Source organism: Nitrosomonas sp. Nm34 (assembly GCF_900113925.1).
GTDB lineage: Bacteria > Pseudomonadota > Gammaproteobacteria > Burkholderiales > Nitrosomonadaceae > Nitrosomonas.
In genome coordinates, this window is the sequence record NZ_FORD01000063.1 from 1 (window position 1) to 13,057 (window position 13,057).

8 protein-coding genes, 1 tRNA gene and 1 pseudogene are annotated in these 13,057 nt (G+C 41.0%); all 10 read left to right on the plus strand.

Going from position 1 to position 13,057, the window contains the following annotated elements:
• Positions 1 to 94: pseudogene (locus BM283_RS15190) on the plus strand (elongation factor Tu); the annotation flags it as partial.
• Positions 95 to 177: 83 nt separating this feature from the next.
• A tRNA-Trp gene (locus tag BM283_RS15195) sits at positions 178 to 253 on the plus strand.
• Between the two features lie 187 nt (positions 254 to 440).
• On the plus strand, positions 441 to 785 hold the full coding sequence (gene secE / locus BM283_RS15200; protein ID WP_090694595.1) for a preprotein translocase subunit SecE: 345 nt from the start codon (positions 441 to 443) through the stop codon (positions 783 to 785).
• Between the two features lie 21 nt (positions 786 to 806).
• A complete protein-coding gene (gene nusG, locus BM283_RS15205; protein ID WP_090694599.1) occupies positions 807 to 1,340 on the plus strand; it encodes a transcription termination/antitermination protein NusG in 534 nt (177 codons plus the stop codon).
• A gap of 108 nt (positions 1,341 to 1,448) precedes the next feature.
• A complete protein-coding gene (gene rplK / locus BM283_RS15210; protein WP_046848859.1) occupies positions 1,449 to 1,880 on the plus strand; it encodes a 50S ribosomal protein L11 in 432 nt (143 codons plus the stop codon).
• Position 1,881: 1 nt separating this feature from the next.
• Positions 1,882 to 2,577 (plus strand): 50S ribosomal protein L1, encoded by a 696-nt coding sequence (rplA, locus tag BM283_RS15215; RefSeq protein WP_090694601.1) that lies wholly within the window; start codon positions 1,882 to 1,884, stop codon positions 2,575 to 2,577.
• Between the two features lie 259 nt (positions 2,578 to 2,836).
• The gene (gene rplJ / locus BM283_RS15220) at positions 2,837 to 3,352 is read left to right on the plus strand and encodes a 50S ribosomal protein L10 (RefSeq protein WP_090694603.1); all 516 of its coding nucleotides are present in this window, start codon (positions 2,837 to 2,839) and stop codon (positions 3,350 to 3,352) included.
• A gap of 77 nt (positions 3,353 to 3,429) precedes the next feature.
• Positions 3,430 to 3,807: a 50S ribosomal protein L7/L12 gene (rplL, locus tag BM283_RS15225; protein WP_090694605.1), complete on the plus strand. Its 378-nt coding sequence runs from the start codon at positions 3,430 to 3,432 to the stop codon at positions 3,805 to 3,807.
• Positions 3,808 to 3,972: 165 nt separating this feature from the next.
• Positions 3,973 to 8,046, plus strand: coding sequence for a DNA-directed RNA polymerase subunit beta (rpoB, locus tag BM283_RS15230; protein WP_090694607.1), 4,074 nt, complete (start codon positions 3,973 to 3,975; stop codon positions 8,044 to 8,046).
• A 52-nt stretch (positions 8,047 to 8,098) separates the two neighbouring features.
• Positions 8,099 to 12,352 carry a DNA-directed RNA polymerase subunit beta' gene (gene rpoC / locus BM283_RS15235; RefSeq protein WP_090694610.1) on the plus strand — a complete coding sequence of 1,418 codons (4,254 nt, stop codon included), beginning with the start codon at positions 8,099 to 8,101 and terminating at the stop codon, positions 12,350 to 12,352.
• Positions 12,353 to 13,057 lie beyond the last annotated feature (705 nt).

A 13,057-nucleotide genomic window follows, 5' to 3' on the forward strand; every position in this document is an offset into this window, starting at 1 on the left:
TGCTCCCATTGCGATGGAAGAAGGATTGCGGTTTGCAATCCGTGAAGGTGGCAGAACTGTTGGGGCGGGTGTGGTAGCTAAAATTATTGAGTAGATAAATGGGATGTAAATTTATTTTTAGGTTTTGAATTCTGTTATAAAAGTAATATATTAAATATAAATTGTTGTGTAGAAAGTAGGCCAGTAGCTCAATTGGCAGAGCGTCGGTCTCCAAAACCGAAGGCTGGGGGTTCGATGCCCTCCTGGCCTGCCAAAATTGAATTCATTTCAGAAAATTGATTGGGTCAAAACTATAATGGGTTTTAATTTTTAATTAAAAGTAAGTCATGCTATTTAAGTAAGAGGTTATTGATTTTACTTATTGATCTTATTATCAATCTGAAATTAAGAAATTATTAAGAAGGCAAGGCTGATTATCTATTGTCAAGGATGGTATCTGGGTGAACAAATTTAAGTTGGCGCTTGCTATATTATCGATAATAGCTGGTGTCGTAGGTTTTTACTATTTGCGCGAGAGCGCAATGGTTATTCGTATTTTGCTTTTGTTGCTAGGCATAATTCTGGGAATTACGATAGCTTGGTTTACTGATCAAGGCAAGCAATTTTATACATTTAGCAGAGAGTCAATTGAAGAAACAAAAAAAGTGATTTGGCCTAGTCGAAAAGAAACAATGCAAACCGCGGGGGTGGTCTTTGCTTTTGTTGTGGCTATGGCGGCTTTTTTGTGGCTAGTAGATACCGGATTGATGGCGGTCGTGAGGTATGTAATGGATCAAGAGGGCTAGCTAAATGATCCGGGTGGTGAAATGAGCAAAAAATGGTATGTGATTCATGCATATTCTGGCTTCGAAAATAGCGTCAAGAGAGCATTGCAAGAACGCATTGCTCGTGCTGATATGGAGGATAAATTTGGTGAAATATTGGTTCCTGTAGAAGAGGTTATGGAAATCAAAGGTGGCCAAAAAAATATCAGTGAAAGGAAATTTTTCCCTGGCTATATATTGATAGAAATGGAAATGACTGATGAAACTTGGCATTTGGTTAAACATACAGCCAAGGTCAGTGGTTTCGTTGGTGGTTCTCTAACAAAACCAACACCCATCAGTGAAAAGGAAGTTCGAAATATACTTGATCAGATTCAAGAAGGCGTAGAAAAGCCTAAACCAAAAATACTGTTTGAGATTGGCGAAGCTGTGCGTGTTAAAGAAGGGCCATTTACAGATTTCCACGGAAATGTTGAGGATGTTAATTACGACAAAAATAAGTTAAGAGTGTCCGTTTCAATTTTTGGTCGACCTACACCTATTGAATTAGATTTTGATCAAGTCGAAAAATCCTAATTTCTCATAAAATATAGCTAAATTTAGAAAATAGAAGTTGTTATTGTTTTGTACCACATCGGGGAGAATGTTGTAAGCATTCGATAAAACCCAAAAAGGAGAATAATTTTGGCAAAAAAGATTATCGGCTATATCAAGTTACAGATACCGGCTGGAAAAGCTAATCCAAGCCCCCCTATTGGCCCAGCTCTTGGGCAGCGTCAACTTAACATTATGGAATTTTGTAAAGCATTTAATGCGGCTACACAGAAAATGGAGCCGGGTTTGCCTGTCCCGGTCATTATCACGGCTTATGCGGACAAAAGCTTTACATTCGTTATGAAAACAACACCTGCCACGGTATTAATTAAAAAGGCGGCAGGGATAAGTAAAGGAAGTGCTAAGCCACACGTTGATAAAGTAGGGAAATTAAGTCGTGATCAAGCGGAAGAAATAGCTAAATTAAAAATGCCGGATTTAACTGCAGCAAATATGGACGCTGCAGTTAAGTCTATTGCTGGTAGTGCAAGAAGCATGGGTGTGGAAGTGGAGGGATTATAAAATGGCACATGTTTCTAAACGATATGCGTTGATAAACAAAAGGATAGATCGGAATAAATCCTACTCGCTAGCAGAAGCCATTACACTTATAAAAGAAACTGCAACTGCAAAATTTGATGAATCGGTTGATGTTGCCATCAATTTGGGGATAGATGCAAGAAAATCAGATCAAGCAGTACGTGGATCAGTGGTTTTACCGGCAGGCACAGGTAAAGTGGTGCGTGTCGCTGTTTTTGTCCAAGGTGATAAAGCTAAAGAAGCGCTTGAGGCGGGTGCAGATATTGTCGGTTTTGAGGACCTTGCAGAAAGAGTTAAGGCAGGCGAAATTAACTTTGATGTCGCTATTGCAAGTCCAGATGCGATGCGTATTGTTGGTCAATTAGGCCAAATCCTGGGGCCGCGAGGACTCATGCCTAATCCAAAAGTAGGTACGGTAACACCGGATGTTTCAGCTGCTGTGCGGAATGCCAAAGCAGGACAAGTACAGTTTCGAGCAGATAAAGCGGGTATTGTGCATTGTACAATCGGTAGGGCATCATTTGAGCCTGATGCGCTTAAGAAAAATATTTTGGCGTTAGTAGATGCGCTAAATAAATCTAAACCACCTACATCCAAAGGTGTGTATCTAAGACGAATGACTCTTTCCAGTACCATGGGGGTGGGGATAAGAGTCGATCAATCCGGTGTAGAGTATTGATTTACAGACTTTGGGCTATTGACGTTTATAGTCAATAGGTTATCAAAGACCGTTGGGGTTTCATGTTTGCTCTAATAAACAGGATGAAATTTGCAAACTGAGACTTAATTATCATGAATTTATCGAATGGTGCCCAACGCAGATGGCGTATCCAGAACAGGATTTATTTCTTCTCCTGAATATAGATCGCCGCTTTTTAATATGGAAGATATCGTGATTATCCCGATATAACTCCAGAGTTTAACGTGGAGAACGTATCTTGAGTCTTAATCTTGAACAGAAAAAAGCAATAATTGCAGAAGTTGGTGCGCAAATAGCCGATGCGCAGGCGATTATATTGGCTGAGTATCGTGGATTGGAAGTGAGTAAATTTACCCAATTACGGGCTAAAACACGTGAGAGTGGAATCTATTTTCGCGTAGTTAAAAATTCATTTGTACGCCGTGCAGTGAAGAACACGCCCTATTCTAATCTTGCTGATCAAATGGTAGGTCCTTTGGTATATGGTATTGGTCGTGATCCGGTGACTACGGCCAAAGTACTTCATGAGTTCGCAAAAAGTAATGATAAATTTGTTATTAAAGCTGGAGCAATAACTGGCACTGTCTTGTCTAACAAAGAAGTTGCGGCCTTAGCCAGCTTGCCGAGTAGAGAAGAGCTGTTATCGAGACTGATGGGAACATTGCAAGCACCTATCGCTAAATTTGTGAGAACGCTTAATGAAGTGCCTACTAGTTTTGTGCGTGGATTAGCTGCTATACGTGATCATAAATGATCCATTCAGCTTTAGAAAGCAAATTTTTGCGCATCTTTAGAATCAATCAGTATTTTATTTATTGTTAGGAGAAAGAAATGGCTGTGGCCAAAGAAGAAATTTTAGACGCAATTGCTAATATGACCGTATTAGAGCTGTCTGAGTTAATTAAGAATATGGAAGAAAAATTTGGAGTCTCCGCTGCAGCGGCTGCTGCTGTTGCCGTTGCTGCACCTGCTGCAGCAGCTCCGGCAGCAGAAGAGCAAACTGAATTTTCTGTTGTACTAACCTCTGCAGGAGATAATAAAGTAAATGTAATTAAAGTCGTTCGGGCAATAACAGGTCTTGGGTTAAAGGAAGCGAAAGATCTGGTGGATGGCGCTCCAAAAGTAGTAAAAGAAGGAATTCCCAAAGCTGATGCAGAAGGGATTCAGAAACAACTTATTGAAGCAGGAGCTGCTTGCGAAGTTAAATAATATTGCTGTTATGAAAGTATTGGCTGGCAGAAGTAAATAGACTGCCGGCCTTTACTTTCTTTAATGATTTGATGTTTTGCCGAGCATTTACTGTGGCAGCCAGTAAATGCTATTTGGATAAATATAACTATTTAATCCTCATTATTCTGCGCCTGGAGAAAATTGATGAACTATTCGTTCACTGAGAAAAAACGTATTCGAAAAAGTTTTGCTAAACGTGCCAGCGTCTTACCAATCCCTTTTCTTCTCGCCACTCAACTTGAATCATACGCAGCTTTTTTGCAAGAGAAACTAGCGCCTAATAAGCGTGCTAATCAAGGGTTGCAGGCAGCGTTTAATTCAATTTTTCCAATTGAGAGTCATTCGAAAAATGCTCGCATTGATTTTATTAGCTATTCTCTTGGGACGCCTGTATTTGATGTTAAGGAATGCCAGCAACGAGGCCTGACTTATGCATCTCCTTTACGCGCCAGAGTACGCTTAACGCTTTTAGATAAAGAAATTTCTAAGCCGACAGTAAAAGAAGTTAAGGAGCAAGAAGTATACATGGGAGAGATCCCGCTCATGACAGATACTGGCTCATTTATTATTAATGGAACGGAGCGAGTAATTGTTTCTCAGCTGCACCGTTCTCCAGGTGTGTTTTTCGAGCATGATCGTGGAAAAACGCATTCCTCAGGTAAGTTGCTTTTTTCTGCACGGATTATTCCTTATCGAGGCTCATGGCTTGATTTCGAGTTTGATCCCAAAGATTATGTCTATTTCCGCATTGACCGCCGACGCAAAATGCCAGTGACAACTTTATTAAAGGCAATGGGCTGTACGCCGGAACAAATTCTCGCTGATTTCTTTGTATTTGATCATTTTTATTTTTCTAAAAATGAAATTTTATTTGATTTGGTGCCTGAACGTTTGCGGGGTGAAGTAGCAAGTTTTGATATTATTGATGATAAAGGTAAAGTAATTGCTCAAAAAGATAAACGTATAACAGCAAAACATGTTCGAGAATTATTGCAAACTGGTATAAAACAGATCGCGGTTCCAGAAGAGTTTTTGATTGGAAAAATCCTGGCACAAGATATTATAGATAAGGAAACCGGTGAAATTATAGCGCTAGCTAACGACGAAATTACTGAAGCTATACTTGAGAAAATAAGACGATCTGGAATTGAGCAAATTAGTGCGCTGTATGTGAATGATCTTAATTACGGTTCTTTTATCTCGCAGACATTGAGAATAGATGAGACCATTGATCAGACTGCAGCTCAAGTGGCAATTTATCGGATGATGCGCCCTGGCGAACCTCCTACTGAGGAAGCTGTTACTGCTTTGTTTAATGGATTATTCTATTCACCCGAGCGCTATGATTTGTCAGTAGTGGGGCGCATGAAGTTCAATCGCCGTGTTGGGCGCTCAGAGCTGACGGGTTCTTCTACCTTATCTAATTCTGATATTATCGATGTGATCAAGATATTGGTGGAATTACGCAATGGTCGTGGAGAGATAGATGATATTGATCATTTGGGGAATCGTCGTGTTCGTTCAGTTGGAGAATTAGCTGAGAATCAGTTCCGAGCTGGATTGGCGCGAGTGGAAAGAGCGGTTAAAGAACGGCTTAGTCAGGCAGAATCAGAGAATCTTATGCCTCATGATTTAATCAATGCTAAACCGGTATCGGCTGCAGCACGTGAATTTTTTGGCTCTAGTCAATTATCCCAATTTATGGATCAAACGAACCCTTTATCAGAGATTACGCATAAAAGACGTATTTCTGCATTGGGGCCAGGTGGTTTAACACGTGAACGAGCAGGTTTTGAAGTGCGCGATGTCCATCCAACTCACTATGGACGTGTATGTCCTATTGAGACGCCGGAAGGGCCCAATATCGGTCTGATTAATTCGTTGGCACTTTATGCACAAACTAATGAATATGGTTTTATTGAAACCCCTTATAGAAAAGTAATAGATGGGAAAGTAACTGACGAGATCGTTTATCTTTCTGCTATTGAAGAAAGTCAATATATGATTGCTCAAGCGAATGCAAGGCTTGATTCAGAAGGAAGGTTTGTAGATGAAATCGTTTCATGTCGTCAAAAGAATGAATTCACATTGGCGCCTAAAGATCAAATCGAGTATGTAGATGTTGCGCCAGCTCAGATTGTTTCCGTTGCTGCTTCGTTGATTCCTTTTTTAGAACATGATGATGCCAATCGTGCTTTGATGGGTTCTAATATGCAGCGACAAGCTGTTCCTTGTTTACGTGCGGAGAAACCATTTGTTGGGACGGGATTAGAACGGGTTGTGGCAGTTCATTCTGGTACCGCTGTGAGAGCAGTGCGTGGAGGAGTTGTGGATTATGTAGACGCAAGCCGTATCGTAGTGCGCGTGCATGATATTGAAACACATCCAGGAGAGGTGGGTGTAGATATTTATAATTTGATTAAATATACCCGTTCAAATCAGAATACCAATATTAATCAACGCCCGTTAGTGAAAGTAGGTGATGTTCTGGCGCGCGACGATGTGATCGCCGATGGTGCATCGACTGACTTGGGCGAACTTGCATTAGGGCAAAATATGCTGGTGGCTTTTATGCCATGGAATGGATATAACTTTGAGGACTCCATTCTTATCTCTGAGCATGTCGTATCTGATGGTCGTTTTACCTCCATTCACATTGAGGAATTATCCATAGTCAGTCGTGATACTAAGCTGGGTACAGAAGAAATTACTGCTGATATTCCCAATTTATCTGAGCGTCAACTCGCACGCCTGGATGAATCCGGGATTGTTTATATCGGTGCTGAAGTTGAAGCAGGTGATGTATTGGTGGGTAAAGTAACTCCGAAAGGTGAAACGCAATTAACCCCAGAGGAGAAGCTATTACGAGCCATTTTTGGTGAAAAAGCTTCTGATGTTAAAGATACTTCTTTGCGCGTACCCTCCGGGATATCCGGTACCGTGATTGATGTGCAAGTATTTACCCGAGAGGGGGTAGAACGGGACAAGCGTTCTAAGAAAATTATCGATGATGAATTGGCTCGCTATAAAAAAGATCTGGCTGACCAGATGCGCATAGTGGAGACCGATGCATTTATGCGCATAGAGCGTTTACTTATCGGCAAAACAGCAACCGGTGGTCCCAAGAAGCTCGCTAAAGGGACACTGATTATAAAAGAATATCTGGAGAGTATTGATCCTCACTATTGGTTTGATATCCGCTTGGCTGATGAAGATACCAGCATACAGTTAGAGCAGATAAAAGATAGCACGGCACAAATGCAGAAAATGTTTGATAGTGCTCTTGAGGAAAAAAGAAAAAAACTTACACAAAGGGATGAATTGCCACCAGGTGTCCAGAAAATGGTCAAAGTTTATGTTGCCGTCAAAAGGCGTCTACAGCCTGGAGATAAAATGGCGGGCCGTCATGGAAATAAAGGTGTCATTTCAAGAATTGTGCCTGTAGAAGATATGCCTTATATGGCCGATGGTACTCCTGTTGATATCGTATTGAATCCTTTAGGCGTGCCATCGCGTATGAATGTAGGACAGATATTGGAAGTTCATTTAGGATGGGCGTCAAAAGGAATGGGTAAAAAAATTAATGAGATGTTGCGTGAGCAGAGAGAAACTACCGAGCTCAGAGCGTTTCTCGATAAAATCTATAACAGCAGCGGTAAGAGAGAAGAAATTAATTCATTAAATGACGAAGAAATATTAGAGCTCGCAAAAAATTTAGTTGATGGCGTACCCTTTGCGACGCCTGTTTTTGATGGTGCAACAGAAACTGAAATAAAGGATATGCTTGAATTAGCTGGTTTGCCCCGATCAGGGCAGATAACTCTTTATGATGGTAGAACAGGTGCTGCTTTCGATCGACCTGTTACCGTAGGTTATATGCATGTGCTTAAGCTTCACCATCTAGTGGATGACAAAATGCATGCTCGTTCTACGGGTCCCTATAGCTTAGTGACGCAACAACCGCTTGGCGGCAAAGCTCAATTTGGCGGCCAACGTTTTGGTGAAATGGAGGTATGGGCGCTAGAAGCATACGGAGCTGCCTATACCTTGCAGGAAATGTTGACCGTTAAGTCAGATGATGTGAATGGACGTACCAAGGTATATGAAAGTATTGTCAAGGGAGATCACAAAATAGATGCGGGAATGCCGGAATCATTTAATGTATTGGTAAAAGAAATTCGATCGCTGGGGTTGGACGTTGATTTGGAACAACATTGAAATCTTAGTTGAAGATATTTTATGCCGACCGATAGATTATTAGGAGTGACAAATGAAAGCGCTGCTTGATTTATTTAAACAAGTTACTCAGAAAGAAGAGTTTGATTCAATTAAAATTGGTCTTTCCTCTCCAGAAAAAATACGTTCTTGGTCATACGGTGAAGTAAAAAAACCTGAAACGATAAACTATCGTACCTTTAAACCAGAAAGGGATGGGTTATTCTGTGCCAAGATTTTTGGTCCAGTAAAGGACTACGAATGTCTGTGTGGAAAATATAAACGCTTAAAACATCGTGGCGTGATTTGTGAAAAATGTGGCGTAGAGGTGACCTTATCTAAGGTTCGGCGCGAGCGTATGGGGCATATTGAATTAGCCTCTCCCGTAGCGCATATCTGGTTTCTGAAGTCATTACCTTCCCGTTTGGGACTGGTATTAGACATGACATTACGAGACATTGAGCGCGTGCTCTATTTTGAAGCTTATGTAGTAACTGATCCAGGCATGACACCACTTGTTGACGGTCAGTTGCTGACTGAAGACGATTATCTCAATAAAACGGAAGAATATGGAGATGATTTTTCTGCAGGGATTGGTGCAGAAGGTATACGAGATCTGTTGAATAAAATGGATATTGTTGCAGAAATTGATTCTCTCCGTCGTGAAATGCAGAGTACAGGGTCTGAAACTAAGCTAAAAAAAATAGCTAAACGTTTAAAAGTACTGGAAGCATTTAATAGATCAGGTATAAAACCAGAATGGATGGTGTTAACGGTACTGCCAGTACTGCCACCAGAACTGAGACCGCTGGTGCCATTAGATGGAGGGCGTTTCGCAACCTCTGATTTAAATGACTTATACCGTCGTGTTATTAACCGGAATAATCGACTAAAACGCCTGCTCGAACTTCGAGCGCCGGAAATTATCGTGCGTAATGAAAAACGTATGCTACAAGAGTCAGTCGATTCACTTCTTGATAATGGGCGCCGTGGCAAGGCAATGACAGGAGCCAATAAACGGCCATTAAAGTCTCTTGCCGATATGATCAAAGGCAAGGGAGGACGATTTCGCCAGAATCTACTGGGTAAGCGCGTCGACTATTCTGGGCGATCAGTCATTGTGGTGGGTCCTCAGCTTAAGTTACATCAATGTGGCTTACCGAAAAAAATGGCGCTTGAGCTATTCAAGCCGTTTATTTTCAACAAGTTGGAAACTATGGGTATTGCCAGCACTATTAAGGCAGCCAAGCGAGAAGTGGAAAATGAGAGTCCAGTCGTGTGGGATATTCTGGAAGAGGTTATCCGAGAGCATCCAGTAATGTTAAACCGAGCGCCAACACTTCATCGATTGGGTATTCAGGCGTTTGAGCCGGTGTTAATTGAAGGCAAAGCAATTCAGCTACATCCTCTTGTTTGTGCAGCCTTTAATGCGGACTTTGATGGAGACCAGATGGCCGTACATGTTCCATTATCTCTTGAGGCGCAAATGGAATGTCGTACCTTGATGATGTCAACTAATAATATTTTGTCTCCTGCTAACGGCGATCCTATTATCGTACCTTCACAAGACATCGTGCTCGGGTTGTATTATATGACTCGGGAAAAGGTTAATGCGCGCGGTGAGGGTATGTTTTTCCCGGATGTTGCGGAGGTATCACGCGCGTATGAAAATCACGTTGTTGAGCTTAATGCCAAAGTGGTAGTAAGAATAAAGGAAGTTGAAAAGAGGAAGGAAGAAGGAGAACAAGTAGAAAAAATTACACGCTATGAAACAACTGTAGGTCGCGCGTTATTATCGGAAATCTTGCCAGATGGACTTCCTTTTTCTGTGATCAATAAGGTACTCAAGAAAAAGGAAATTTCAAAGCTGATCAATACATGCTTCCGTTTATGCGGTTTACGTGAAACAGTTATTTTCGCGGATAAACTCATGTATTCAGGTTTTTCCTATGCAACGCGAGGTGGTATCTCTATTTGTGCGGATGATTTGCTTACCCCTGTTCAAAAAAATGACATCATAAAAATTGCGGAGAAGGAAGTACAGGAGATAGCGGCTCAATATACTTCAGGCTTAGTAACCCAGGGCGAGCGCTATAATAAAGTAGTGGATATTTGGGGGCGTGCCGGTGATCAGGTTGCTAAAGCGATGATGGATCAATTAAGTGTAGAACCGGTATATGATCCCTTGGCAGGAAAGGTAAAGCAAGATGAGAATGGCAAACCGATAATGCAGGAATCATTTAATTCAATTTACATGATGGCCGATTCAGGTGCGCGCGGCTCGGCAGCTCAGATTCGGCAACTTTCGGGCATGCGTGGATTAATGGCTAAGCCTGATGGTTCTATCATTGAGACACCTATTACCGCAAATTTCCGTGAAGGGCTGAATGTACTGCAATATTTTATTTCTACTCATGGCGCACGTAAAGGACTTGCTGATACAGCTTTGAAAACGGCTAATTCTGGCTATCTTACTCGTCGTTTGGTGGATGTTACTCAGGATTTAGTGATTACTGAAGAGGATTGCAGCACAGATAATGGTGTTGTAATGAAAGCGCTGATTGAAGGTGGTGAGGTTATTGAGGCGTTACGTGAGCGCATACTCGGCCGAGTAACTTCGCAAGACATCGTTAATCCAGAAAGCCAGGAGATTATTTATCCTGCAGGCATTTTACTTGATGAAGAGACGGTTGAAAAAATTGAATTATATGGAATTGATGAGGTTAAAGTACGTACCCCGCTTACGTGTGCAACTCGGTACGGGTTATGTGCCAAGTGTTATGGACGCGATTTAGGCCGAGGGACAGCAGTAGATGTTGGTGAGGCAGTAGGTGTGATTGCTGCACAATCTATTGGCGAACCTGGGACACAATTGACCATGCGAACATTCCATATCGGGGGCGCTGCTTCAAGAACAGTAGTAGTGAGTCAGGTTGAGAGTAAATCAAATGGCGTGATTCATTATTCTCCTACGATGCGATATGTAAAAAATGCTCGCGGTGAATTGATAGTCATCTCTCGCAGTGGAGAAGTGGTTGTTTATGACGAAAATGGACGTGAGCGAGAACGCCATAAAGTACCTTATGGTGCAACATTACTCGTGCATGATGGTGAAGTGGTAAAAGTGGGCAAAGTATTAACAACATGGGATCCCCATACACGTCCTATTATCGCAGAATATAGTGGCAAGGTACGTTTTGAAAATGTTGAAGAAGGTGTGACAGTAGCAAAACAAATTGATGATATAACAGGTTTATCTACACTCGTTGTCATAGATCCCAAGCGCCGTGGCGCTACACAAACTAAGGGATTGCGTCCATTGGTTAAATTTTTGGATGAAGAAGAAAAAGAAATTAAAATTGCGGGTAGTGATTTGCCAGTTAGCATCACATTCCAGATTGGTTCCATCATTTCTGTACGGGATGGACAGCAAGTAAGTGTCGGAGAGGTATTAGCTCGTATTCCGCAGGAAACTTCAAAAACCCGTGATATTACGGGTGGCTTACCGCGTGTGGCTGAATTATTTGAAGCCAGATCGCCTAAAGATGCAGGTTTATTAGCGGAAGTTACTGGTACAGTATCTTTTGGTAAAGATACTAAAGGAAAGCAACGCCTCGTCATCACTGATCTCGATAATATTGCACATGAATATCTAATTCCAAAAGATAAGCATGTTATGGCGCATGATGGCCAAGTTGTAAATAAAGGCGAGACGATTGTTGATGGTCCTGCTGATCCACAAGATATATTACGTCTTCAGGGGGTAGAGGCATTAGCCCGGTATATTACTGATGAGGTACAAGATGTTTACCGTTTACAAGGCGTAAGGATAAACGATAAGCATATTGAAGTGATTGTTCGCCAAATGTTGCGTCGTGTACAAATTGTTGATGCAGCAGATTCATCTTTCATTCCTGGCGAACAAGTTGAGCGAGCTGATGTGCTAGCAGAAAATGAGAGACTGCTTGCTGAAAATAAAACTCCTGCAACATATGAATACATGCTACTAGGCATTACTAAAGCATCGCTCTCAACAGATTCATTTATCTCTGCTGCTTCCTTTCAAGAGACGACCCGTGTTCTTACAGAAGCAGCAATTATGGGAAAAAGAGATGATCTGCGCGGATTAAAAGAAAATGTTATTGTAGGAAGATTAATTCCTGCAGGAACAGGGTTATCGTTTCATAATATCCGTAAAAAGCAAAGACAGCAATCAGTGGCTAATATAAGTACTCATTTACCTCAAAAAGTTGCGGAAGAAACAGATAGTGAATCTATAACTGCTAATAATGACGTCTCCTTCAAATAGCATTTGAACTAAAAATCGCAGTCGGTAAGTAAAAGGTGTTCAGGTACGAGGAAAGTACTATCAAGCTGTAGAGAATATCCTTTGCAACGAAGAGCAGCATTGTATTCGTACCTGGAGCAATATATGAGGCATTTCATAATAGTTTCACTCTTCTGGTGAATAAGAAAATTTTGAGAATGCCTCTATATATCATGTGGTTATTTTCCAACCAAATGGATGGCTACTGTTTTAGGTTTAAGCAGAGATATGGATTTTCATATGCATTCAGCTAGGAATCAGACGATTTTAGTTAGGTTATATACACACTACCCAATTAAAGCTACCTCTAGAAATCGATATTTCGTCACAATATAGCGTTGTTCACAAAAATATTTCCTCATTCATATATCCATCGTATGCTGCGTTAAAATTTTTTTTCGCCTCGTCTTGGTTTAAGCTCTGAATTTTTAGAGGTACTCTTAATTCGTTAGCTTAATCTAATCTATAGCTTAACCATGAAATCTTGATTAATAAAAAATACTGATCATATCTTCCAACTATAAAATTCATCTTTAATTAATATTACGTAAGAAGAATAATTCATATTTCAAAATCCTTGACACAGATAGGGTCAAAGAAGTAGGCTTGGGAGTTACAAGTAAAGAAAAAGAAGTATGGGTTAGTATTGACTTTATGCTCAAGCTATTGGAAGAAATGGATAGGCGT